Genomic DNA, 23,205 nt, shown 5'->3' on the forward strand with positions numbered 1-23,205 from the left:
AGCTATCTACATCATGGTTGATACCAAGACTACGGCTTACGCTCCGTACAAAGTAAAAGACATGTCTCTGGCCGAATGGGGCCGGAAAGAAATCCGTCTGGCCGAAGCAGAAATGCCCGGTTTGATGGCTCTTCGTGAGGAATACGGCGCCAGCCAGCCCCTAAAAGGTGCGCGCATTGCCGGTTGCCTGCACATGACCATTCAAACCGCTGTCCTCATCGAAACGCTGATTGCGCTGGGTGCTGACGTTACGTGGTCGTCGTGCAACATCTTCTCTACCCAGGACCATGCGGCGGCTGCTATTGCGGCGGCGGGCATCCCAGTGTATGCTTGGAAGGGCATGAACGAGGAAGAATTCAACTGGTGCATCGAGCAAACTCTGTGGTTTGGCGAGGAGCGTCAGCCTCTGAACATGATTCTCGATGACGGCGGCGACCTGACCAACATGGTGCTTAACCAGTTTCCTGAGCTGGCCAGCGGCATCAAAGGTCTATCGGAAGAAACTACCACGGGCGTACTGCGCCTGCTGGACCGTGTTAAGAACGGCACGCTTCCTATGCCAGCCTTCAACGTAAACGACTCGGTTACCAAATCGAAGTTCGATAACAAGTACGGTTGCAAAGAGTCGGCGGTAGACGCCATTCGCCGCGCTACCGACGTGATGATGGCCGGTAAAATTGCTGTAGTAGCTGGTTACGGCGACGTAGGAAAAGGCACTGCCGCTTCCCTGCGTGGTGCTGGTGCCCGCGTTATCGTAACGGAAATTGACCCCATCTGCGCTCTGCAGGCTGCCATGGACGGCTACGCGGTGAAGAAGATGGAGAATGCCATAAAAGAAGCCGACATCGTGGTAACTGCCACCGGTAACTGCGACATCATTACGGAAGCTTCGTTCCGGGCCCTCAAGGACAAAGCCATTGTCTGCAATATCGGTCACTTCGACGATGAAATTGACATGGCATGGCTCAACAAAAACTACGGCCACACCAAAGACACGGTAAAGCCACAGGTTGATATCTACAACATCGATGGTAAAGAGGTAATTATCCTTGCCGAAGGCCGCTTGGTAAACCTAGGTTGCGCTACCGGTCACCCGTCGTTTGTAATGTCGAACTCGTTCACGAACCAGACGCTGGCGCAGCTGGAACTGTGGCAGAACGCTGATCAGTACGAAAACAAAGTGTACACCCTGCCCAAGCACCTCGATGAGAAGGTAGCCCGCCTGCACCTCGCCAAAATTGGTGTGGAACTGGACGAACTGAAGCCGAAGCAAGCTGAGTACATCAACGTACCAGTAGAAGGCCCCTTCAAGTCGGACCTGTACCGTTACTAAGCCGTTTCTACCTAGCGAATAAAAGAAAACCCGCCCGGCACTACGCCGGGCGGGTTTTTTGTTTGTAGGGGGCTAGTCCTGAAAGAAATTGCGCTGCACCATCCGTTCTGTTTCCAGCCACAGTTGGAGCGTGTTCTGAGGCGTATTGAAAGCATGTTTTACAGGCTCGGCTTTCTTTTTGGCGAAGAAGCCGCCACTGACTTGTCCGGCCGCTGGGTTTGTGGCCAAATACAGGGTAGTCTCGGCTCCTTTCTCGGTTGAAATCATGAATGGGCGCAGCAACTTGGTGCCCTTCGCTAGCCAACCTTTAGCATTGTCGCCGAAGTTGCTGGCGATAACGCCCGGGTGCAAGCTGTTCGTGACGACGTTGGTAATGCCTCGCTCGCGCAGCTGGCGGGCTAGCTCCTGCGTGAACAGGATATTGTAAAGCTTTGTGTTGCCATATTGTTGCAAGGGGCTGTAGCCTTGGTCTTGGTTTAGATTATCGAGCCGCGGTTTGGCTAGCTTATAGCCCATGGACGCTACATTGATGATGCGTGCCGCCGGGCTTTGCTGCAGCCGCTCAAAAAGCAATGCGGTAAGTAAAAATGGTCCGAGGTGGTTGGTGGCCAGCGTCATTTCAAAGCCATCGTTGGATAGCTGCCGGGGCTGGCCAAACAAGAGGCCGGCGTTATTCACCAATACATCGAGGTGCTGATACCGCCGATTAAACTCAGCTCCGGCCCGGCGCACCTGCTCCAAGTCCGATAAATCGCAGAGCAGCACATCTACCCGGTGCCCTAGGCCAACCGCTTCCTGAATCTGCTGCCGGGTACTGGCGGCTTTGTCGGCGTTGCGGGCTAGCAGCACCACATGAAACCCCTGCCGACTAAGTTCCTGGGCCGTTACTTTTCCAATTCCGGAAGTGGCACCCGTAACAAGGGCAATTGGTGGGGCTGAGGTCATGTGCTGTTGAGTTAGATGCTGGGTGACTATACGCAAGGGCTAGAGTTCGGATGCCGCTTTTGTTATGGAAGCTCAGTGCTCTACCACTAACCGTGAGGTATACGCTTGGCGCCTGTTATCACCAGATACACTACGCACTAGGTATGTTCCAGCCTTTAACTCCCGGACTGACAACGAGAGCTGAGGGGCGCTGGTACGCCAAGTATTGAGTTGCTTTCCGTTGCTGTCATACAGAAACACAGTGTAAACAGATCCTTCAGGCAACGTAAGCGTGGTGGTAGTGCTGGCCGGATTAGGGAAAAGGGCGGGCTGAATAGCCGACGCAGCTACCGCTGGCTGGTCTCTTACGGGCAAAATCCTGTAAACCGGTACACTGTCTAACTCGGCCACGTAAAAGCTGTGGAGGACAGCTTTATCAAACCGTAGCCGGATGCTGTCGCCAGCTACATTTTGATACCGAACTAGGTCGTTGAAGTGCTCCTGCTTCACTAGCTGGGTCAAGTCGATCATCTGTTTGTAGCCGGTGTTCAAGCCCCGCACCTGGCCGCGCTTTATCTGCATACCATACACCCAGCAGCCGGTGGTACGGAGGCGCTCCATTACGTAATAAAGCTGCTTGTACCTCCATACGGGCGCGAAAAGGAGCGTATCGCCGAGTGGTTCTGCTGTAATAAGGCTGCGGCCGCTGGTAGGGTCGAAGCGTACGTGCAGCGTCAAAGTGTCGTGCTTCCCGACTAGGGTAGGAACTGAGCCCAAGTGCCGCGCTAGGTTTATGGGATGATGAATCGCAAATTCATCAAAGCGGGCCGCCGGATCTGAGCAGGCAGCCAAAAGCCCGAGCAGTAGCCATAATAGATAGCGCATAGCAGAAAGGATGTCAAGAAAATACTACCCCTAATACTAGCGCAAGGCCAAACGTCACCCTTCACAGCCTGACGAAATGATGGGCCCAACAAAACTCCGATATTTGCCGGCGCTATGCCCGCTATTCTGCTGTCCGTCGTCATCATTACTTTCAACGAAGAAGCCAACATTGCCCGCTGCCTGGAAGCCGTGCGTGAAGTAGCCGATGACGTGGTGGTGGTAGACAGCTTTTCCACCGACCGGACCGTGGAAATCTGCCGCGGGCTGGGTGCTAGGGTGGTGCAACAGGCCTTTGCGGGCTACGTTGAACAGAAGAACTTCGCTACCTCCCAGGCGCGCTTCAACCATGTGTTGCAACTTGACGCCGACGAAGTGCTGACGGATGAGCTGCGCCAGAGCATATTGGCTGCCAAGCAGAACTGGCAGGGCGCGGGCTACACGCTGGCTCGCCTCACCAACTACTGCGGCGCCTGGGTGCGCCACGGCGGCTGGTACCCCGACCGCAAGCTCCGCCTCTACGACCGACGCTTAGGAAGTTGGGAAGGCCTGCTGCTGCATGAGCGCTATGAGCTGCAACCGGGCCAGCCGGCGCCTCTTCCCTTGGGCGGTGATGCCCTGCATTTCTCCTATGACTCCATTGCGCAGCACGTAAGCCAACTCAACCGCTTCACCAGCATTGCGGCCGATGAGCTGTGGCTACGCGGCAAACGCCGGGTTTCGCTGTTTCATTTGCTGCTAAAGCCCTGGTGGAAGTTTGTGCACGGCTACTTTTTTCGATTGGGCTTTCTGGATGGCTTTGCGGGTCTGAGCATCGCGCTGATTTCGGCTTGGGGCGTGTTTTTAAAATTCGCCAAGCTGAAAACCAAAGCCCACGCATGAGAACCTTCCTTATCAGCCGCACTGATGCCATCGGCGACGTAGTCCTGACGTTGCCGGTAGCCGGCCGCCTGAAGCTGCTGTTTCCGGGGTGCCGGGTTGTTTTACTAGGCCGGACGTACACGCAAGCCGTTGCGGAGGCCTGCCCGTGGGTGGATGCTTTCCTGAATTACGATGACCTGCTGAAGTTGCCCGCCCCGGAGCAGCTAGTAACTCTGCGGCAGCAGCAGGCGGAAGCCATTTTGCACGTTTTTCCCAACAAGCATCTGGCCCGGTTGGCGCGGCAGGCCGGTATTCCGCTTCGGATTGGCACGCGCAACCGGTGGTTTCATTGGCTGACCTGCAACCGGCTGGTGGCTTTAAGTCGCAAAAACTCGCCGCTGCACGAAGCTCAGCTGAACGCAGCATTGCTCCAGCCGCTGGGCCAAGCGGAAGTACTAGGCCTAGCGGAAGCCGCAACCCTAGTGAAGCTTCAGCCAACGGTTAAGCTACCAGAACACCTGCAGCGCGTATTGGCTGCCCGGAAGCCTGAGCAACTCAACGTAATCCTGCATCCACGCAGCCGGGGAAGTGCCCGCGAATGGGGGTTGGCACATTTCGGTACCCTAGCCCGCCTGTTACACCAAACTGGCCACCGCGTCTTCGTGACGGGAACAGCCGCGGAAGGAGAGGAGCTGCGCGAGTGGCTCCAGGAACACCAGCCGTTTCTCGCCGCTGACCTTACAGGTCAACTTAGTTTGCCGCAGCTCTTGGCCTTTATTTATGCTTCCGATGGGCTGGTAGCCGGCAGTACCGGGCCATTGCACTTGGCTGCGGCGCTGGGCCGGCATGCGCTGGGCCTGTATCCGCCCATCCGGCCCATGCACCCCGGGCGGTGGGCGCCGCTGGGCAGCCATGCGGAATACCTTGTTTTCGACCGCCCCAATTGCCAGGAGTGTCGTGCTCAGCCTCAGGCGTGTACCTGCATAAAAGCACTGGAGCCAGTAGAGGCGCTGGCTCGCATCCGGCAGTGGCAGCCATTGCCATCTGCGGGTTTCTGACCTACTTGCTCCCGAATGGGCCTTTTTCCTGCTGACATTTCCTTCTTTTCTGCACGCACCTTTCAGGAGCTGTGGCGCTCCGGTCGGCTCTCCCAGTACCTACTGCTGTTGGCTTGTCTAGCGGGGGTAGCGGGCCTGCTGGCTTCGCGTGCCCTAATAGCCTTGAGCCCGGTAGTAGGGGTAGTGGCAGTACTAGCAAACCCCGGTTTGCGCCGTGAGCTACCCCGCTGGATCCGGCTGCGCACCATGTGGGCACCGTTGGCCCTGTACGCGTTGCTACTCATCAGTGGACTGTATACCCAGGAATGGGACGTTTGGCGGCATCAGCTGTTTCGGCAGTTGCCATGGGTGGGTGTGCCACTGGTTTTTGGAATAGCCGTGCCATTGCGCGCCGCTCAGCGCTTTTGGGTAGGGTTTGTGTTTGTAGGAGGGCTAGCGCTAATAGGGCTGGCTACCTTAGGCCAATACCTTCTGAACCCCGCTGCGGCCAACGAAGCCTTTGGCATAGGGCAAAGTATGGGCTCCGTAACCAAAATCTTCCATATCCACTTTGGGCTGATGCTGGCCCTAGGCGCCGTTTTCGGGATGGTACTGCGGCAGGAAAAGCAAGCAAGCCGCTTCTTACGTGTTATGTTGCTGCTCGCGTCCGGCATCTGTGCGCTTACCTTGCACGTGCTGGCGTATCGCACCGGGCTGTTTGTGCTCTATGGTATGCTCCTGCTTGATGCCTTGCTGGCCCTAATAGTGCGGCGGCGGTTTTGGTTGGGGCTGGGCCTGCTGCTTTCCTTGGTGCTGGTTCCTTGGGCGGCGTACCACTCGTTAGAGTCAGTGCGGCAGCGCTTAGAGGCTACCCACTACGATTTAGAGCAGTTTGAGCGAGACCATGATATCAACCAGTTTTCCTTATCCAAGCGCCTAGCTGCGTGGCAAACCGCAACCGTAGTGGCCCAGCAGCACCCATGGCTGGGAGTAGGTCCCGCCGATGCTAGCCGCGCCATGATGGAGCAATATGCTTGGCGGAGCTACGGGCTAGAGCCCAAAAACCGGGTGATGATTCATAACCAGTACCTTCACCAGTGGGTAGCCAGCGGAATAGTAGGGCTGGTGCTTTGGCTCTTAGTACTCTTTGGGCCGCTGGCGCAACCCGCCCAATGGCGAAATGCGTACGTGTATAGGTTCCTGCTAATACAGGCACTGGCCATGACCGTTGATTCGTTGCTGGAATTGCAAACGAGCTTCAACTTATTCGTTTTCCTCTACGGATTCCTGGTTGTGGCTACCGAACGACAGGCGGCGGCTAATAAAACCTTCCTTCCTGCGGATGGTATAACTCCTACATTTGTCTAACGGCAGTATTTTTTCAATATTCAGCCGCAATTCTTACCGTCCATGAGCGACTCTCCCGAACGGGTTCCGAAACTGAGCAAAGAAGAGAAAGATCGGCGTTTTCAGGCCGAACTCATGCCTGTGCTCGATTCCCTGTACAACTTTGCCTTCCGCCTCACGCTTGATGAAGATGATGCAAATGACCTCGTACAGGAAACTTATCTGAAAGCATATCGCTTCTTTGAGTACTTCGAGCAAGGAACAAACGCCAAAGCGTGGCTGTTTCGCATCCTAAAAAATTCGTTCATCAACGATTTTCGCAAAAAAAGTAAGCAACCCGCCAAAGTTGACTACAGCGAAATCGAAGGATACTACAACTCAGAAGACGTGGAGTCCGACGGCGACGCCGGCAGCACTTCTTCTGACATGCGGCAGCAGTCCGTGCGCGACCTCATCGGCGACGAAGTGGCCAGCGCTCTGAACTCGCTACCCGTGGATTTTCGCACGGTCATTATCCTCTGCGACCTGGAAGGGTTCACGTACGAGGAAATGGCAAAAGTGCTGGACATCCCGATCGGAACGGTGCGCTCCCGCTTGCACCGGGCACGCAACTTTCTCAAGGACAAGCTAGATCGATATGCGAAGTCCATGGGCTACGGCTCTGAGAACGACAGTGACGACGAAGACTTTACGACCGACGAAAACGAATAATATCCTCCTGTCAGGCCCCCATTATGGAAACCACTTCTACAAAGCAAACCAACCAGAGCGCGGTGTCTACAACCGGCCCCGACTGTGAACGCGTGAATACTATTCTTGACCAAATTATCGTCGGGCAGGAGCCCACGGCCGAGGATGAGGATTACTTCATCCATCATGCCGAAGACTGCTCTCCTTGCTTTGATAGCATCGATAAGCAGCAAATCTTCATCGACTTTCTGACCCAGCATGTAGGTCGGAAAGGCGCGCCATCTTCTCTGTCAAACGCAATTCTTGCGAAAGTTCAGGCAGAAATGGCCTAATTTTGCCCAATGCAGGGTAAAATCATCGCCTTTTCGGCTCCTTCCGGCGCCGGCAAGACAACTATCGTCCACCGGCTGCTGGAGCGGATTCCGGAGCTAAGCTTTTCTATTTCAGCGTGTACGCGTGATAAACGCGGCCGTACTGAAGCCAACGGTAAGGATTACTACTTTATCTCCGTACAGGAGTTTCAGGAGAAAATCCGCCGCGACGACTTCGTGGAATGGGAAGAGGTGTATGAAGGTGCCTTTTATGGCACGCTGAAATCTGAAGTGGAGCGGATCTGGGACCATGGGCAGCATGCTGTGCTGGACGTGGACGTGAAAGGTGGCCTCAGCATCAAGGAGTTTTACAAAGACCGTGCCCTAGCGGTATTCGTGAAGCCCCCGTCGCTGGAAATCCTGGAGCAGCGTTTGCGCAACCGCGCTACCGACTCTGACGCCAGCATTTCGGCCCGGCTTTACAAAGCCAACTTCGAGCTGACCTTTGAGGACCGCTTCGACGTGACCATCGTGAACGATGATCTGGAGCGAGCCATTGATGAAGCGGAGCGCCTAGTGCGCGCGTTTCTGATAACTGAACCTGCCATTCTGTGAGCAGCTCTGCTTCCGCCTCTGTGGGCCGGAAAGTAGGGCTGCTTTTTGGTTCGTTCAACCCTATTCACACCGGGCACCTGATATTGGCGCACTTCATGGCTACCCACACCGATTTAGATGAGGTGTGGCTGGTAGTGTCGCCCCAGAGCCCGTTTAAAGTGGGGCAGGAGCTGCTGGCCGAAGAGGCCCGCCTGCAGTTGGTGCAGCTGGCTATTGCCGACAACGACCGGCTGCGTGCCCTTGATGTGGAGTTTGCCATGCCCAAGCCCAGTTACACCGTCGATACGTTGGACGAGCTGCGCCGCCGCTACCCTTCCTATCGGTTTGTACTGCTCATGGGTGAAGACAACCTGCCCGGCTTACCGCGTTGGAAACAAGCCGACCGACTACTGGCCGAAAACGAAGTGTATGTGTACCCTCGGCCCGGAGTAGATGCTACGGAGGTGAAAACTCACCCCGGCGTGCGGGTAGTAGATGCGCCGCTGCTAGACATTTCCGCCACATTTGTGCGCGACTGTGTTCGAGCTGGCAAGTCTATCCGCTACCTTGTTCCGGGGCCAGTAGAGAGAAAAATTTTGGAAGCTAACTACTGGCAGGAATAGATGGGCTTGCCTCGTGTAGAGACCTAGCCATAAAAAAAGAAGCCGCGCTCATCATTCTGATGGGCGCGGCTTCTTTTTTTACTAGGGTCTTATAAGCAAGTAACCCTAATCGAAATCAGATGGTCATGATTTCAGCTTCTTTCTTGCTGAGCAGATCATCCACGCGGGTGATGAAGGTATCGGTGAACTTCTGCACCTTGGCTTCCGCGTCTTTAATAGCATCCTCAGCTGCACCTTCTTTCAGGAGCTTCCGCAACGATTCGTTGACATCTTTCCGGATGCCGCGAATGCGCACTTTTCCGTTCTCCGATTCGGATTTGGCTTGCTTTACTAGGTCGCGGCGGCGCTCCTCCGTCATGGGCGGAATGTTCAGGCGCACGCCCTCGGCATCTGACTGTGGGTTCAGGCCTAGGTCGCTGTTCTTAATGGCCTTGGCAATTTCGCTGATCATGTTCTTCTCCCAGGGCTTGATGAACAGCGTCCGGGCATCTGGAGCAGCTACGTTGGCAACCTGCGCCACGGGCGTAGGCGTGCCATAATAATCTACGCGCAAAGAGTCGAGCATGGCAGGGGTAGCCTTGCCGGCGCGGATGCGGGCAAACTCTTGGCCGGTGTGCTGCAGGGCCTTGCCCATAGACTCTTCTGCCTCGTCCAGGTAGAACTTAATTTCCTCGTCCACTTCTGAAAGGTTAAGTGTTGAAAAGTTGAGAATCGAGTAGGGTTGCCAGCTGGCTAGGGCCTAGTAAAGGCGAGCCTCAGCCGCTGACAGCAGGTTAAACTTGTTCGTTGGAGTTTTGCTTTGCCGTCGTATTAAACGCGGCATCACGGGAGCCGTGCATGCTCACGAGGGTTCCGATGCTTTCACCGGCTAGCAAACGGAGCAGGTTGCCTTCCTTGTTCATATCGAACACAATAATAGGAAGGTTATTCTCCTTGCAAAGCGTGAAGGCGGTCATGTCCATCACGTTCAGGTTTTTCGCCATTACCTCATCAAAGGTAATTTCGGGGAAGCGCACCGCACTAGGGTCTTTCTCGGGGTCAGCCGTGTAAATGCCATCTACGCGGGTTCCTTTCAGCACCACATCGGCCTCAATCTCAATAGCCCGCAAAGAAGCCGCTGAGTCGGTGGTGAAATACGGTGAGCCAATGCCCGCCCCGAAAATTACCACGCGGCCTTTTTCCAGGTGACGCACCGCCCGACGGCGGATGTACGGCTCACAAACTCGCTGAATTGTCACACCGGAAAGTAGGCGCGTTGGGATGCCCAGTTTCTCAAGGGCACTCTGCAGCGCCATGGAGTTGATGACCGTGGCCAGCATGCCCATGTAGTCGCCCTGAACCCGGTCAAGGCCAAATGCCTCGGCCTGTACGCCTCGGAAGATATTGCCGCCCCCAATTACAACGGCTACCTGCGTGCCCGTGGCAGCCGCAGCCTTAATTTCTTCAGCATACTGCATGAGCCGTTCGGCGTCGATGCCGTACTGTTGCTGGCCCATCAGGGCCTCGCCGCTCAGCTTCAGCAGGATTCGGTTGTACTTCAAAACGAAAGAGGTTAAGCGTGGAACGCGAGTGTACGTGGTGAGGCCGCAAGCGGCTACCCGACAGGAGGAGGGGGTAGTAACTTACGGCCCAGATAAATAGAAGTAAGGGAGGTTAACTGAAATGAACCAGCACCTGCCCCTTGGTAACGTTGTCGCGCAGATTGACTTTTATAGCCGCTACTGTGCCCTCGCCGGGCGCCTTCAGAATGTTTTCCATTTTCATGGCCTCCAGCACCAGCAGCGGGTCGCCCTTTTGCACGGTCTGGCCCGGTACTACCCTAATGTCAACGATAAGGCCTGGCATAGGTGCCTTCAGCTCATTCACCTTGCTGCTGGCGGCAGTGCTCATGCCCAGCTTGTCCAGCAAAATATCAAAGCGGTCTTTTGCCTGTAACTCCAGCTGTTTTCCGTTCAGCTTCAGAACCAGTGTTTTCGCTGCGTAGTCGGCTGAAATGAGCTCAGCGCTATACGAACGTCCCTGATAGAGAAGATGGTAGCGCCCATTCCCCAGGGAGGTCAGGTCCCATTCAAAGGGCTGCCCATTAAGGGTGATGGGGCCATTGGCGTGGTAGTCAACCTCCCAAAGTTGGTCGGGAGCAGCATCAGTGCGTACCTGTAGCATGCGAATAGAGCGGGGGTGGGGCGGAAAAGGGCTTAAAGATAGGCCAATTCTGAAATAAATTCGGAACTTGACCCTCCAATACCCTAGTGCCTTCCCGCATGAAATACCCCGTCCTCGGTACCCTTGCCGTGGTGCTGATGTGTCAGTTTGCCTCGTTTGCTCAGGTAAGTAAGTCCGGTTCGCCGACTCCTACCGCGAGCCGGCCGGTCCGTAAGAAAGCGCCTGCTACTCCCGCTGAGCCTACAGCTACGGCGGTGCAGCAGCCTGTGCCCAATTGGCTGCCGCCCACCAATCCGGAGCAGCCGAGCGCCACTATGCTGCACGACCTGAAGGATACCAAGCTGGATGTTCGCTTTGATTGGGCGAAGCAATGGCTGCTGGGAACGGCGGTGCTCACGTTGCATCCACACTTCTATCCGCAAAACCAGCTGGTACTGGATGCGAAAGGGTTTGATGTGAAAAGCGTGGAGCTGATGAATGGCTCGCGCAAAGGCAAGGACTTGAAGTACAGCTACGACAAAAAGAAGCTGACTATCACGCTCGACCGTCAGTATACCCGTACCGAGCAGTTTCAGGTGCGGATTCAGTACGTTGCCAAGCCCAATGAGCTGCCCAAAGGAGGCAGTGAGGCTATCGTCAGTGATAAAGGGTTATACTTCATAAACCCCCTAGGCACTGAAAAAGACAAACCCCGCCAGCTCTGGACCCAGGGAGAAACGGAGGGTAGCTCTTGCTGGTTTCCTACCATCGATCGGCCCAACCAGCGGATGACCCAGGAAATCAGCCTCACGGTTGATAGCAACTTCAAAACCTTGTCTAACGGGCTGTTGGTGTCGTCTCGGCGTAACTCTGATGGTACCCGCACTGATGTGTGGAAGCAGACCTTGGCGCATGCACCCTACCTGGCCATGATGGCCGTAGGCGAATTCGCAGTAGTTTCGGATACGTGGCGTGGCAAACCCGTGGAATATTACGTTGATCCGCCTTTCCAATACACCGCCAAGCAAGTATTCGGCAATACCCCGGAAATGCTGGACTTCTTTTCCAAGAAGCTGGGCGTAGAGTATCCATGGGAAAAATACGCGCAGGTAGCCGTACATGACTTTGTGTCGGGGGCCATGGAAAACACCACTGCCTCCACGTTTCAGCAGCAGCTAGTGCAATTCAGTGCCCGCGAGCTGCCCGATATGTCGTACGAGCCGGAGTCGGTAATTGCGCACGAGCTGTTTCACCAGTGGTTCGGCGACTACGTAACCACAGAATCGTGGGCGAATTTGCCCTTGAACGAATCATTTGCCGACTATTCTGAACTGCTGTGGGCCGAGTATAAGTATGGTGCCGATGCCGCTGCTTTAGTGCAGCAAACCAAGCTGCGCAATTACTTGGAAGAAGCGCAAATGAAGCGGGAACCACTTATTCGCTACCGCTATGCTGATCATGAGGACATGTTTGATCGGCATTCTTACGACAAAGGTGGCCGAGTGCTTCACATGTTGCGCAAGCAGGTCGGTGACGAGGCGTTCTTTGCTTCTTTAAATCGGTATCTGACCCAGAATAAGTTTACGGCTTCTGAAATAGCCAAGCTTCGCATGGCATTCGAAGAAACCACTGGCGAGGACCTGATGTGGTTTTTTGACCAGTGGTTTATGCAGCGCGGCCACCCGGAGCTACGCGTAACCCACAGCTACGAAAATAGTCAGGTTGTATTACGGGTCCAGCAAGTACAGGATACCTTGTATCAGCCGGTGTTCCGGTTGCCCGTAACGGTGGCTACTTGGAACTCCAACCAGCCCACCGAGCATCGTATCCTCATCACCAAAGCCGATCAGACCTTCCGGCTTCCAGTAAATCAGCGGCCTAGTCTCGTTAAGTTCGACAACGACGGCGTGCTGCTAGCCCAGATTGATGAAGCGCAAAGTCAGGAAGAGCTGCAATATCAGCTCAGCCATGCTAAAGGCTACCTACAGAAGTACGAAGCTATCCAGGGCCTGCGCACCAAAACAGCCGACTTAATGGTAAGCTCCATGTTTCGCAATGCCTTGAACGATCCTTTTTGGGCCGTGCGCGTAGCCGCGCTAGATGGCTTGCGCCGTTACCGTGGAGCCGAGGGCACTGCCGTCCGCAAAGACCTGCAACGCGTGGCCTTGAACGAGAAAAAAGGGGTAGTGCGCGCTACGGCCATCAGTGCCCTATCGTCTTTCGCCAACGAAGACTTCAGCGACGTGTATAATACGGCTCTTAAAGACAGTTCCTATCTAGTAGTAGGAGCGGCCATTGAGGCATTGGCAAAAGCCCCTACAGCCAGCACTCGTACCCAGGTAGGAGCCCTACAGAATACCAAGAATCCGGCATTGCTAACAGCTTTATCGAATTACTACGGAATCAATGGCACCCTTGATGATTACCAGTGGTTTCTGCGACGGAGCCAAGATGCACCAGCAGATGTATTGTACGTGTTGCTCGAAAACTTCGGAACCCTGATGAAGCGTATTCCGCCGATAGAGCGGGAAAAAGGCATTCAGCAGCTAGAGTCACTAGCCCGAAACCATCCGCAGATGTACGTTCGCCTAGGTGCCTACAAAGGCCTACATGAGCTCATCGCCAGTATGCCTGCTATCAAAACAACCCTGCAGGATATTCGAAATAAGGAAAAGGACGACAACCTGAAGTCCATGTACAGCCTGATCCAATAACTTTTTTAATTTTTTTCGGGTTTTCGCAACTTCGCCAGTTCGGTCGTTTCAAGTAGGTAGTCAGGTGGTTAAGGGATGCTAGAAGGGTAGTAAAGGCTAGAAGCGAAGAAAAAACTTGAAACGTTTTTCGTCGATAGCTTGACTTGCATCTGAAACCCTCTAATTTTGCAGCTCCAATCAACACCGCAGCCGCTTCGGTAAGCGAATTGAGAAGGGAAGATCTTTACATGATCGATGTAGAGAAAAACAACTGGGGGGGTTCCAGAGCGGCCAAATGGGACAGACTGTAACTCTGTTAGCGTAAGCTTTCGAAGGTTCGAATCCTTCTCCCCCCACAGTAGTAAACAAGCAGCTTAGTGAAACAGCATCTGCGCGGGTTGCTTCACTGTCTTGTTGGTTTGCCTTATGCGGGAGTAGCTCAGTTGGTAGAGCGGCAGCCTTCCAAGCTGCAGGTCGCGGGTTCGAACCTCGTCTCCCGCTCGGTGCCTAGGTCGGCAGCGAGAAATAGAATACCGGCCTTTACTGGCATATGTTCTCCGCCTGTTGTACCTTTGCCAAAACAAAATCAGCCGTTTTAGCTCAGTGGTAGAGCACTTCCTTGGTAAGGAAGAGGTCATGGGTTCAAATCCCATAAATGGCTCAGAATTACGAGTACCAACGGGGCAGCGCGACTGCACCGTTTGGCTCTGTCAGCAAGTAAAGCGACGTGCAGTCCCGACTAAGCGGAGCTGTGTTTCGCTTTCTTACTGTATAGACTAGTCGCGTTTCCCCCTCATTACCTCAAAATTCCTCTTAATCTCTTTACAATGGCTAAAGAAAATTTTGACCGGTCCAAGCCGCACGTAAACATCGGCACGATTGGTCACGTGGACCACGGCAAAACCACCCTGACTGCTGCTATCACTATGGTGTTGGCTAACAAGGGTCTGGCTGCCAAGCGCGACTTCTCTTCGATCGACAATGCTCCCGAAGAAAAAGAGCGTGGTATCACGATCAACACGTCGCACGTTGAGTACGCTACCGAAAACCGTCACTATGCTCACGTTGACTGCCCCGGTCACGCTGACTATGTGAAGAACATGGTTACTGGTGCTGCTCAGATGGACGGCGCTATCCTCGTGGTAGCCGCTACCGACGGCCCAATGCCCCAGACTCGTGAGCACATCCTGCTCGCTCGTCAGGTAGGTGTACCTCAGTTGGTAGTGTTCATGAACAAAGTGGACATGGTGGACGATCCCGAGCTGCTCGAGCTTGTAGAGATGGAAATCCGCGAACTGCTGTCGTTTTATGACTTCGACGGCGACAACATTCCAGTTATTCAGGGTTCTGCTCTGGGTGGCCTGAACGGCGACGCTGCTTGGGTTCCCAAGATCGAAGAGCTGATGGCTGCTGTTGATAGCTACATTCCAATTCCTGCTCGTCTGACCGACCTGCCCTTCCTGATGCCAGTAGAGGACGTGTTCTCTATCACGGGTCGTGGAACGGTTGCTACCGGCCGTATCGAGCGTGGTATCATCAACTCGGGTGAGCAAGTAGAAATCCTCGGTATGGGTGCTGAAAACCTCAAGTCGACCGTAACTGGCGTTGAGATGTTCCGCAAGATCCTTGACCGTGGTGAAGCTGGCGACAACGTTGGTCTGCTGCTCCGTGGTATTGAGAAAGAAGCCATCCGTCGTGGTATGGTTATCTGCAAGCCAGGTTCCGTTAAGCCTCACACTAAGTTCAAGGCTGAAGTGTACGTACTGTCGAAAGAGGAAGGTGGTCGTCACACTCCGTTCTTCAACAACTACCGTCCTCAGTTCTATTTCCGCACCACCGACGTTACCGGCATCATCTCGCTGGGCGAGGGTGTAGAAATGGTAATGCCTGGTGACAACGTAACTATCTCGGTTGAGCTGATCAACTCGGTGGCTATGGAAAAAGGCTTGCGTTTCGCTATCCGCGAAGGTGGCCGTACGGTAGGTGCTGGTCAGGTAACTGAAATCACCGAGTAGTTTCCAGCTGGAAATTGATAAAATAAGACAATCCGCCTCTGAAAATTTCGGGGGCGGATTTGTTTTGTTTAAAGAGTTCCATACATTTGCAGTCCCAATCCAGCACCTTGACTGGACAGGACGCATACACGGGCGTAGTTCAAGGGTAGAATAGAGGTCTCCAAAACCTTTGATGGGAGTTCGAATCTCTCCGCCCGTGCCACTAAGTACTACGGCTGCTTCGGCAGCCGTAGTTTTAAACACCAAACTGGTGCCACCATCATGAGCAAGCTAACAAACTACTTCCGGGAGACTTCCGAAGAGATGCGCTACAAAGTGACGTGGCCCTCGTTGGAAGAGCTGCAGAAAAGCGCTGGTCTAGTACTGATCGGCTCGTTATTGTTTGCCGCAGTAGTTGGTTTGATGGACGTGGCTTTCAGTAAAAGCCTAGAAGTATTTTACAACTCGTTCCGTTAATCGGTAGAACACACGACGACAATGGGCGAATTGAAATGGTACGTAGTCCGCTCGGTTAGCGGGCAAGAAAAGAAAGCCAAGACTTACTTGGAAACAGAGATTGGCCGCCATGGTCTTTCCGAGCTGGTGCCTCAGGTGCTGATTCCAGTAGAGAAGGTATTCGAAATGCGTAACGGCAAAAAGCGTGTACGCGAACGGAACCTTTACCCTGGCTATATCATCATTCATGCTGACCTAACCCACGGTGAGGTTGATCATATTATCACTAGCACGCCTGGTGTAATTGGTTTTCTGAGTGATAAAGAAGGCAAAGCGTCCAACCAAAATACCAAACCAGTTCCGTTGCATATTTCGGAGGTTAACCGCATCCTAGGGATTGTGGATGAAGCCGAAGAGCAGACTGCAACACTGGAGACTCCTTTTGTAGTAAATGAGTTGGTGAAAATAGTAGATGGCGGCTTTGCGGGTATGTCGGGTACGGTATCTGAAGTATTCGAAGAGCGCAAAAAACTGAATGTTATTGTGAAGATTTTCGGCCGTAGCACTCCTATGGAGCTAAGCTATACTCAGGTTGAAAAGGAATCATAATAAGCTATAAAACGTCACCGGTTATCCGCTCCGGACCGGTGGTGCTTCCACTAGGAGCAATAAAAAACTGAGGAAGCTGCGTGTTACGACACAGTATCCGAAGCCTTTCAAACCAATGGCCAAAGAAATTAGAGGTTATCTGAAGCTTCAGATAAAGGGAGGCGCCGCGAACCCCGCGCCGCCGGTTGGACCTGCACTTGGTAGCAAAGGCCTTAACATCATGGAGTTTTGCAAGCAGTTTAATGCTCGCACCCAGGATAAGGCCGGCCAAGTTTGTCCTGTACTGATCACCATGTACACTGACAAGTCGTTTGACTTCGTGGTGAAGACCCCTCCGGTACCGGTATTGCTTCTGGATGCTGCAAAGCTCCAGGGCGGTTCGAAAGAGCCAAACCGGAACAAAGTAGGGTCGGTATCATGGGACCAGGTGCGCACCATCGCCGAAACGAAAATGCCTGACCTCAATGCCTTCAAGGTAGAGTCGGCAATGCGTCAGGTGGCTGGTACGGCTCGCAGCATGGGCATCACCATCTCGGGTACTTCTCCCTTTGCTGAATAATCTAACAACGGAGAAGACACATGGCAAAGATTAGCAAAAAGCGCAAGGAAGCCCTTGCCAAGCATGACCTCACCGAAGTTCGGAATCTGGTTGACGCTGCCAAAGTGGTAAAGGATATTACCTATACCAAGTTTGACGCTTCAGTAGACATCGACGTTCGTTTGGGTGTTGACCCCCGTAAAGCTGACCAGATGGTACGTGGCGTAGCCACACTACCCCATGGTACCGGCAAAACCGTTCGTGTTCTGGCTCTAGTTACCGCCGACAAAGAAGCTGAAGCTACTGCAGCTGGTGCTGATTATGTTGGTCTAGACGACTATATCGCCAAAATCGAAAAGGGCTGGACCGACATCGACGTTATCATCACCATGCCATCTGTAATGGCTAAGGTTGGTCGTCTAGGTCGCGTACTAGGTCCCCGCGGTCTGATGCCAAACCCAAAATCGGGTACGGTTACTACCGACGTAGCAAAGGCTGTACAGGAAGTGAAGGCTGGTAAAATCGACTTCAAAGTTGACAAAACCGGTATCATTCACTGCTCGGTTGGCAAAGTGTCGTTCGATGATCAGAAGCTTGCTGAAAATGCCATTGAAGTAATCCAGACGCTGCTGCGTTTGAAGCCTTCTTCGGCCAAAGGCACTTACATCAAGAGCATCACGCTGTCGAGCACGATGTCGCCTGCTGTTCCGGTTGACACCACCGTAACTTCCGCATAATTTAAATCAACACGACGATATGATCCGGGAAGAAAAACAAGCCCTCGTCGACGAGTTGAGCGAGAAGTTTCAATCGCACAACGCGTTCTACATTGCCGATGCTTCGGGAATGTCGGTGGCGAAAATCAACGAATTCCGTCGCCTGTGCTTCAACCGCGGCATGGAGTTCAAGGTGTACAAGAACACGTTCATCCGTAAGGCCCTCGACACTCTAGGTGGCGATACTTCGGAAATGGACGCGGCTCTGGTAGGCCAGTCGGGTATCCTGTTCTCGAAAGAGTCGGGTAATGCTCCTGCTAAGTTGCTGCAAGACTTCTACAAGTCGCAGAACTATGGCAAGAACGTAGAGCCCCGTCCGGCGCTGAAGGGTGCTTATGTAGATGCTGGCATTTACATCGGTGCAAATCAGCTCAGCAGCCTCAGCACTCTGAAAGGCAAAAACGAGCTTATCGGTGACGTTATCGGTCTGCTTCAGTCGCCTGCTAAGAATGTTATCTCTGCTCTGTCGAGCGGCGGCAACAAGCTAGCTGGTATCCTCAAAACGCTTTCCGAAAAAGAAGAGGTTGCAGGCTAACCGCTGCTCATCTTTTTCACCTTCAATTTCCTTTAACAACCCCCTTTTTAACAATCTACAGAAATGGCAGATTTGAAAGCATTCGCCGAGCAGCTCGTTAGCCTGACGGTAAAAGAAGTAAACGAACTGGCTACTATCCTGAAAGACGAGTATGGCATTGAGCCTGCTGCTGCTGCTCCGGTAATGATGGCTGGCGGTGGCGCTGCTGCTGCTGAAGCTCCTGAGGAGAAAACCACGTTCGACGTGATCCTGAAGGCTGCTGGTGGTCAGAAACTGGCTGTTGTGAAACTGGTGAAAGACCTGACCGGTCTTGGCCTGAAAGAAGCCAAAGAACTGGTTGACGGTGCTCCTAAGGCCCTGAAAGAAGGTGTAGCCAAGGATGAAGCTGAGTCGCTGAAGAAGCAACTGGAAGAAGCCGGCGCTGAAGTAGAAGTTAAGTAATTTCTGCTGCTTGCTCTTAAAACCAGCAAATAAGGAGAGGCCTGGCAACTAAGCCAGGTCTTTTCCTGTTTGTAGGCAACAAACTAGTCGGAAGTTCGTTTGCACGCCGCTTTGCGGCTTTTCGTGCCTACGGACGCCAGAGCGCAAGGTTCTGCTTTGCGCTTTCGTGCGCCAAATACTTCCAAAATCTTTCAAGGCAATAGCGCTGCTGCTGCCCTGATGTGGATTCTCTCAGTATCCATTTCCTAACCCCACATACATTGGCTACACCGAAAGCACAGACAGGCTTGCAAAAACTGCAGGCGGCTGACGAGCGGATCAACTTCGCCAAGATTAAAAAGGTTATTGAGTACCCGGATTTCCTGGACGTGCAGGTTCGCTCGTTTATGGATTTCTTCCAGTTGGAAACGGCTGCCGAGAACCGTGCCGATGAGGGGCTCTTCAAAGTATTCGCCGAGAACTTTCCAATTTCGGACTCGCGTGAAAACTTTGTTTTGACCTTTATCGACTACCACGTTGACCCGCCGAAGTATTCAGTTGATGAGTGCATTGACCGTGGTCTAACGTACTCGGTGCCCCTGAAGGCCAAGCTGCGCTTGGTATGTAACGATACGGATAACGAGGATTTCGAGACGATTGAACAGGAAGTTTTCCTTGGAAACATCCCGTACATGACCGAAAAAGGCTCGTTCGTGATTAACGGAGCTGAGCGTGTTATCGTTTCGCAGCTGCACCGTTCGCCCGGCGTGTTCTTTGCTCAGAGCAAGCACACCAACGGTACGAAGCTGTATTCTGCCCGTATTATTCCGTTCAAAGGCTCGTGGATTGAATTTGCCACGGACGTGAACAACGTGATGTATGCGTACATCGACCGTAAGAAGAAATTCCCGGTTACTACGCTGCTTCGCGCTATCGGTTATGGTACCGACAAAGACATTCTCGATCTGTTCGGTTTGTCGGAGGAAGTAAAGGCCGACAAGAAAAACCTTAAGAAAGCAGTAGGTCGTAAATTGGCTGCTCGGGTGCTCCGCACTTGGACGGAGGACTTCGTGGATGAGGATACCGGTGAAGTGGTATCTATTGACCGCAACGAAGTTCTGTTGGAGCGCGACTCTACCATCGAGGAAGAGGATATCGACGTAATCCTGAATGCTGGGGCTAAGTCGGTGATTCTGCACCGCGAAAATGTAAACATTGCGGACTACGCAATTATTTACAATACGCTGCAGAAGGATAATTCTAACTCGGAAAAAGAAGCCGTGGAGCAAATTTATCGTCAGCTCCGTAACACGGAAGCTCCCGATGAAGAAACTGCCCGCGACATCATCCAAAAGCTATTCTTCTCGGACAAGCGCTACGACCTCGGTGACGTAGGCCGCTACCGTATCAATAAGAAGCTGGGTATCGACACGAACTGGGACGCCCGCGTGCTGACCAATGAGGACATTGTTCTCATCGTGAAATACCTGATCGGTCTGATCAACTCGAAGGCTATTGTCGATGACATTGACCACTTGAGCAATCGTCGGGTTCGTACGGTAGGGGAGCAGCTATACGCCCAGTTTGGCGTAGGTCTGGCCCGTATGGCGCGTACAATCAAGGAGCGCATGAACGTGCGCGACAACGAGGACTTCAAGCCAGTTGACCTGATCAATGCCCGTACCCTGTCGAGCGTTATTAACTCGTTCTTCGGTACCAACCAGCTGTCTCAGTTCATGGACCAGACTAACCCACTGGCTGAGGTGACGCACAAGCGTCGCGTATCGGCACTGGGGCCAGGAGGTCTGTCTCGGGAGCGTGCTGGTTTCGAAGTACGTGACGTTCACTACACGCACTATGGCCGTCTATGCACCATCGAAACGCCGGAAGGGCCAAACATTGGTCTGATTTCGTCGCTTTGTGTGCACGCCCGGGTTAACTCAATGGGCTTCATTGAGACTCCTTACCGTACAGTTGAGAACGGCAAGGTAGATACAACGGAACACGTAAAATACCTGACAGCTGAGGAAGAAGATACGCACCACATCGCGCAGGCCAACGCCCGCATCGATGAGGAAGGTAACTTCATCAACGACCTAGTAAAAGGTCGTTTCGAAGGCGACTTCCCGGTAGTAGGACCAACGGAGTACAGCTACATGGACGTAGCCCCGAACCAGATTGTGTCGGTGGCTGCTTCGCTGATTCCGTTCCTAGAGCACGACGATGCTAACCGTGCCTTGATGGGTTCGAACATGCAACGTCAGGCCGTTCCGCTGCTGAAAGCTGAGGCTCCTATTGTAGGCACTGGTCTGGAAGGTCGTGTGGCGTCTGACTCCCGCACTCTTGTAGTAGCAGAAGGCAACGGTGTAATTGACTACGTAGATGCTAACCGCATCGTGGTGAAATACGACTTGACGGAAGATGACATCCTAGTAAGCTTCGATGCTGAAAAGATTTCCTACGACCTCATCAAGTTCCGCCGTACCAACCAGGATACCTGCATTAACCTGACGCCGCTGGTGAAAACTGGTGAGCGGGTATCGAAAGGTCAGGTGTTGTGCGAAGGTTACGGTACGAACAAAGGTGAACTTGCCCTAGGTCGTAACATGCAAGTAGCGTTCATGCCATGGCAGGGCTACAACTTCGAGGATGCTATTGTAATCTCGGAGAAGGTAGTACGCGACGACATCTTCACCTCGATTCACATTGAGGAATTTGAGCTGGAAGTGCGCGAGACCAAGCGTGGTGAAGAAGAGCTGACTTCGGAAATTCCGAACGTGAGCGAAGAAGCAGTGCGTAACCTCGACGACAACGGTATCATCCGCCTAGGTGCTGAAGTTCGCGAAGGCGATATTCTGATTGGTAAGATCACGCCGAAAGGCGAAACTGATCCGACACCGGAAGAGAAACTGCTCCGCGCCATCTTCGGTGACAAAGCCGGCGACGTGAAGGATGCCTCTCTTAAGGCGCCACCTTCTTTGAACGGTGTAGTTATTGGCACCAAGCTGTTCTCCCGTCCTAAGAAAGACAAAAACCTACGGGCCAAGTCGAAGAAGGAAGTAGAAGAGTTGAAGGATGCTTATGCCAAAGAACTTCGCGGTATCAAAGCCGTGATGGTTGACAAGCTGGTGCAACTGCTGGAAGGCAAAACCTCCCAAGGCGTGAAGCACAAGTTCGGCGACGAAATCCTGTCTAAGGGTGTGAAATTCGGGAAGAAGAACATCACGGAAGCGTTGTTCCCCGATAAGAACCCTTACAAGGACGAGAGCAACTACGCCGTGCCGGAAGAGGTGAACATGTTCAAAGACCTTATTCTGGAGAACTGGACTGCTGATGCGAAAGTGAACGGTATGCTCTTGGACCTAGTGAAAAACTACGCCAAGCGCCGCAATACCATCACGGCCCGCTTCAAGCGCGACCGGTTTACGCTGGAGGTAGGTGATGAATTACCTGCTGGTATCGTACAGCTGGCCAAAGTATACATCGCCAAGAAGCGTAAGCTGAAGGTGGGTGATAAAATGGCAGGTCGTCACGGTAACAAAGGGGTAGTAGCCCGCATCGTGCGCGATGAGGACATGCCTTTCCTGCCCGACGGTACGCCTATGGACATCGTGCTGAACCCGCTTGGTGTACCAAGCCGGATGAACATCGGTCAGATCTACGAAACCGTACTCGGCTGGGCCGGCCTCAAGCTGGGCCGTACCTATGCTACCCCAATTTTTGACGGTGCTACCGAAGAGGAAGTATCGAAGGAACTGACGGAAGCTGGTCTGCCTACATTCGGTCGTGCCTATCTGCACGATGGTCTGACTGGTCAGCGTTTCGACCAGCCAGTAACCGTTGGTGTGATTTACATGCTGAAGCTGGGTCACTTAGTTGATGACAAGATGCACGCCCGTTCTATCGGACCGTACTCGCTCATCACCCAGCAGCCGCTTGGTGGTAAAGCCCAATTTGGTGGTCAGCGCTTCGGCGAAATGGAAGTGTGGGCTCTAGAGGCCTTCGGTGCTTCCAACGTCCTCCAGGAGATCCTGACGGTGAAGTCGGATGACGTGGTAGGCCGTGCTAAAGCGTACGAGGCCATTGTGAAAGGCGACGTATTGCCCAAGCCAAATATCCCCGAGTCATTCAACGTACTCATCCACGAGTTGCGCGGTCTGGCCTTGGAAATCACGCTTGACTAACTATTGAAGGGTAGTAGCCTGCGTTCCGGTGCGGTCTACTACCCCTTCAACGTGTTTAAAGCCCGCGGTTCGGGGAACCGATAACAACCGCTGCCGGCGTCGTTCCGAGATATGGTCAGAACGACAATAACCCCAGTAGTAGTTGGCCGCAAAAGGTTCGTGTTTGCCCAAAGACGAACTGTTACCCCATCAGACCTAGTAAAACCTGCTGCACGACGTACCTATCCGATCTGCAGAGCACTTTTGCCAGAGTCGA

The 23,205-nt window shown here is 53.4% G+C and carries 22 protein-coding genes and 4 tRNA genes; 21 read left to right on the forward strand and 5 right to left on the reverse strand.

All coding sequences use genetic code 11. The features are described from left to right. The first annotated feature begins 13 nt into the window (after positions 1–13). On the forward strand, positions 14–1,333 hold the full coding sequence (gene ahcY, locus ACYVGU_RS16860; RefSeq protein WP_460623023.1) for an adenosylhomocysteinase: 1,320 nt from the start codon (positions 14–16) through the stop codon (positions 1,331–1,333). A 72-nt stretch (positions 1,334–1,405) separates the two neighbouring features. On the opposite strand, the gene ACYVGU_RS16865 is transcribed toward ahcY, so the two are convergent. Together ACYVGU_RS16865 and ACYVGU_RS16870 are read right to left on the reverse strand one after the other, a co-directional pair. Continuing rightward, entirely contained in the window at positions 1,406–2,278 is an 873-nt protein-coding gene (locus ACYVGU_RS16865; RefSeq protein ID WP_460623024.1) for an SDR family oxidoreductase, read from the reverse strand. A 72-nt stretch (positions 2,279–2,350) separates the two neighbouring features. Next, positions 2,351–3,142: a T9SS type A sorting domain-containing protein gene (locus ACYVGU_RS16870; protein ID WP_460623025.1), complete on the reverse strand. Its 792-nt coding sequence runs from the start codon at positions 3,140–3,142 to the stop codon at positions 2,351–2,353. A gap of 114 nt (positions 3,143–3,256) precedes the next feature. On the opposite strand from ACYVGU_RS16870, the gene ACYVGU_RS16875 reads away from it, so the two are divergent. The 7 genes from ACYVGU_RS16875 (at position 3,257) to nadD (ending at position 8,602) form a co-directional block, all read left to right on the forward strand. Beyond that, on the forward strand, positions 3,257–4,021 hold the full coding sequence (locus tag ACYVGU_RS16875) for a glycosyltransferase family 2 protein (RefSeq protein ID WP_460623026.1): 765 nt from the start codon (positions 3,257–3,259) through the stop codon (positions 4,019–4,021). Then, positions 4,018–5,058, forward strand: coding sequence for a glycosyltransferase family 9 protein (locus tag ACYVGU_RS16880; RefSeq protein WP_460623027.1), 1,041 nt, complete (start codon positions 4,018–4,020; stop codon positions 5,056–5,058). Before ACYVGU_RS16875 ends, ACYVGU_RS16880 begins: the two co-directional genes overlap by 4 nt. 15 nt (positions 5,059–5,073) lie before the next feature. Beyond that, a complete protein-coding gene (locus tag ACYVGU_RS16885; protein ID WP_460623028.1) occupies positions 5,074–6,405 on the forward strand; it encodes an O-antigen ligase family protein in 1,332 nt (443 codons plus the stop codon). Between the two features lie 42 nt (positions 6,406–6,447). Continuing rightward, entirely contained in the window at positions 6,448–7,095 is a 648-nt protein-coding gene (locus ACYVGU_RS16890) for a sigma-70 family RNA polymerase sigma factor (protein WP_460613809.1), read from the forward strand. Positions 7,096–7,187: 92 nt separating this feature from the next. Beyond that, complete coding sequence (locus ACYVGU_RS16895) at positions 7,188–7,406, forward strand: hypothetical protein (protein ID WP_460623029.1); 219 nt, start codon at positions 7,188–7,190, stop codon at positions 7,404–7,406. A gap of 9 nt (positions 7,407–7,415) precedes the next feature. Continuing rightward, entirely contained in the window at positions 7,416–8,000 is a 585-nt protein-coding gene (gene gmk, locus ACYVGU_RS16900; protein ID WP_460613811.1) for a guanylate kinase, read from the forward strand. After that, positions 7,997–8,602 carry a nicotinate-nicotinamide nucleotide adenylyltransferase gene (gene nadD, locus ACYVGU_RS16905; RefSeq protein ID WP_460623030.1) on the forward strand — a complete coding sequence of 202 codons (606 nt, stop codon included), beginning with the start codon at positions 7,997–7,999 and terminating at the stop codon, positions 8,600–8,602. Before gmk ends, nadD begins: the two co-directional genes overlap by 4 nt. Before the next feature lie 115 nt (positions 8,603–8,717). Here the strand turns inward: nadD and frr are convergent, their stop codons facing one another. The 3 genes from frr to ACYVGU_RS16920 form a co-directional block, all read right to left on the reverse strand. Further along, positions 8,718–9,281, reverse strand: a complete 564-nt coding sequence (gene frr / locus ACYVGU_RS16910; RefSeq protein ID WP_460613813.1) for a ribosome-recycling factor — start codon at positions 9,279–9,281, stop codon at positions 8,718–8,720. 94 nt (positions 9,282–9,375) lie between these two features. Then, positions 9,376–10,143: a uridine monophosphate kinase gene (gene pyrH, locus ACYVGU_RS16915; RefSeq protein ID WP_460613814.1), complete on the reverse strand. Its 768-nt coding sequence runs from the start codon at positions 10,141–10,143 to the stop codon at positions 9,376–9,378. Positions 10,144–10,255: 112 nt separating this feature from the next. Beyond that, entirely contained in the window at positions 10,256–10,765 is a 510-nt protein-coding gene (locus ACYVGU_RS16920) for an acyl-CoA carboxylase biotin carboxyl carrier protein subunit (protein ID WP_460623031.1), read from the reverse strand. A 98-nt stretch (positions 10,766–10,863) separates the two neighbouring features. On the opposite strand from ACYVGU_RS16920, the gene ACYVGU_RS16925 reads away from it, so the two are divergent. The 13 genes from ACYVGU_RS16925 to rpoB all read left to right on the forward strand — a co-directional run bounded on the left by ACYVGU_RS16925 (position 10,864) and on the right by rpoB (position 22,949). Then, positions 10,864–13,458, forward strand: a complete 2,595-nt coding sequence (locus ACYVGU_RS16925; RefSeq protein WP_460623032.1) for a M1 family aminopeptidase — start codon at positions 10,864–10,866, stop codon at positions 13,456–13,458. Positions 13,459–13,710: 252 nt separating this feature from the next. Next, a tRNA-Tyr gene (locus tag ACYVGU_RS16930) sits at positions 13,711–13,793 on the forward strand. Between the two features lie 72 nt (positions 13,794–13,865). Beyond that, positions 13,866–13,938 (forward strand) — tRNA-Gly (locus tag ACYVGU_RS16935). 88 nt (positions 13,939–14,026) lie between these two features. Then, positions 14,027–14,098, forward strand: a tRNA-Thr gene (locus tag ACYVGU_RS16940). Between the two features lie 166 nt (positions 14,099–14,264). Next, on the forward strand, positions 14,265–15,452 hold the full coding sequence (tuf, locus tag ACYVGU_RS16945) for an elongation factor Tu (RefSeq protein ID WP_185888775.1): 1,188 nt from the start codon (positions 14,265–14,267) through the stop codon (positions 15,450–15,452). Between the two features lie 128 nt (positions 15,453–15,580). Beyond that, positions 15,581–15,654 (forward strand) — tRNA-Trp (locus ACYVGU_RS16950). Between the two features lie 59 nt (positions 15,655–15,713). Beyond that, positions 15,714–15,908 carry a preprotein translocase subunit SecE gene (gene secE / locus ACYVGU_RS16955; RefSeq protein WP_460613817.1) on the forward strand — a complete coding sequence of 65 codons (195 nt, stop codon included), beginning with the start codon at positions 15,714–15,716 and terminating at the stop codon, positions 15,906–15,908. A gap of 21 nt (positions 15,909–15,929) precedes the next feature. Beyond that, entirely contained in the window at positions 15,930–16,496 is a 567-nt protein-coding gene (nusG, locus tag ACYVGU_RS16960) for a transcription termination/antitermination protein NusG (RefSeq protein ID WP_460613818.1), read from the forward strand. 115 nt (positions 16,497–16,611) lie between these two features. Then, a complete protein-coding gene (rplK, locus tag ACYVGU_RS16965; protein WP_460613819.1) occupies positions 16,612–17,055 on the forward strand; it encodes a 50S ribosomal protein L11 in 444 nt (147 codons plus the stop codon). Between the two features lie 20 nt (positions 17,056–17,075). After that, on the forward strand, positions 17,076–17,771 hold the full coding sequence (gene rplA, locus ACYVGU_RS16970; RefSeq protein ID WP_460613820.1) for a 50S ribosomal protein L1: 696 nt from the start codon (positions 17,076–17,078) through the stop codon (positions 17,769–17,771). Positions 17,772–17,790: 19 nt separating this feature from the next. Then, positions 17,791–18,345 (forward strand): 50S ribosomal protein L10, encoded by a 555-nt coding sequence (gene rplJ / locus ACYVGU_RS16975; RefSeq protein WP_460623033.1) that lies wholly within the window; start codon positions 17,791–17,793, stop codon positions 18,343–18,345. A 63-nt stretch (positions 18,346–18,408) separates the two neighbouring features. Further along, positions 18,409–18,786, forward strand: a complete 378-nt coding sequence (gene rplL, locus ACYVGU_RS16980) for a ribosomal protein bL12 (protein WP_460613822.1) — start codon at positions 18,409–18,411, stop codon at positions 18,784–18,786. Positions 18,787–19,073: 287 nt separating this feature from the next. Beyond that, positions 19,074–22,949 carry a DNA-directed RNA polymerase subunit beta gene (gene rpoB / locus ACYVGU_RS16985; protein WP_460613823.1) on the forward strand — a complete coding sequence of 1,292 codons (3,876 nt, stop codon included), beginning with the start codon at positions 19,074–19,076 and terminating at the stop codon, positions 22,947–22,949. Positions 22,950–23,205: the final 256 nt, after the last annotated feature.

Source organism: Hymenobacter tenuis (genome assembly GCF_054780495.1).

Coding starts and splice junctions, on each gene's coding strand:
- ahcY (WP_460623023.1), top strand. CDS start 14: ATGGTTGATACCAAGACTACGGCTTACGCTCCGTACAAAGTAAAAGAC.
- ACYVGU_RS16865 (WP_460623024.1), bottom strand. CDS start 2,278: ATGACCTCAGCCCCACCAATTGCCCTTGTTACGGGTGCCACTTCCGGA.
- ACYVGU_RS16870 (WP_460623025.1), bottom strand. CDS start 3,142: ATGCGCTATCTATTATGGCTACTGCTCGGGCTTTTGGCTGCCTGCTCA.
- ACYVGU_RS16875 (WP_460623026.1), top strand. CDS start 3,257: ATGCCCGCTATTCTGCTGTCCGTCGTCATCATTACTTTCAACGAAGAA.
- ACYVGU_RS16880 (WP_460623027.1), top strand. CDS start 4,018: ATGAGAACCTTCCTTATCAGCCGCACTGATGCCATCGGCGACGTAGTC.
- ACYVGU_RS16885 (WP_460623028.1), top strand. CDS start 5,074: ATGGGCCTTTTTCCTGCTGACATTTCCTTCTTTTCTGCACGCACCTTT.
- ACYVGU_RS16890 (WP_460613809.1), top strand. CDS start 6,448: ATGAGCGACTCTCCCGAACGGGTTCCGAAACTGAGCAAAGAAGAGAAA.
- gmk (WP_460613811.1), top strand. CDS start 7,416: ATGCAGGGTAAAATCATCGCCTTTTCGGCTCCTTCCGGCGCCGGCAAG.
- ACYVGU_RS16920 (WP_460623031.1), bottom strand. CDS start 10,765: ATGCTACAGGTACGCACTGATGCTGCTCCCGACCAACTTTGGGAGGTT.
- ACYVGU_RS16925 (WP_460623032.1), top strand. CDS start 10,864: ATGAAATACCCCGTCCTCGGTACCCTTGCCGTGGTGCTGATGTGTCAG.
- tuf (WP_185888775.1), top strand. CDS start 14,265: ATGGCTAAAGAAAATTTTGACCGGTCCAAGCCGCACGTAAACATCGGC.
- secE (WP_460613817.1), top strand. CDS start 15,714: ATGAGCAAGCTAACAAACTACTTCCGGGAGACTTCCGAAGAGATGCGC.
- nusG (WP_460613818.1), top strand. CDS start 15,930: ATGGGCGAATTGAAATGGTACGTAGTCCGCTCGGTTAGCGGGCAAGAA.
- rplK (WP_460613819.1), top strand. CDS start 16,612: ATGGCCAAAGAAATTAGAGGTTATCTGAAGCTTCAGATAAAGGGAGGC.
- rplA (WP_460613820.1), top strand. CDS start 17,076: ATGGCAAAGATTAGCAAAAAGCGCAAGGAAGCCCTTGCCAAGCATGAC.
- rplJ (WP_460623033.1), top strand. CDS start 17,791: ATGATCCGGGAAGAAAAACAAGCCCTCGTCGACGAGTTGAGCGAGAAG.
- rplL (WP_460613822.1), top strand. CDS start 18,409: ATGGCAGATTTGAAAGCATTCGCCGAGCAGCTCGTTAGCCTGACGGTA.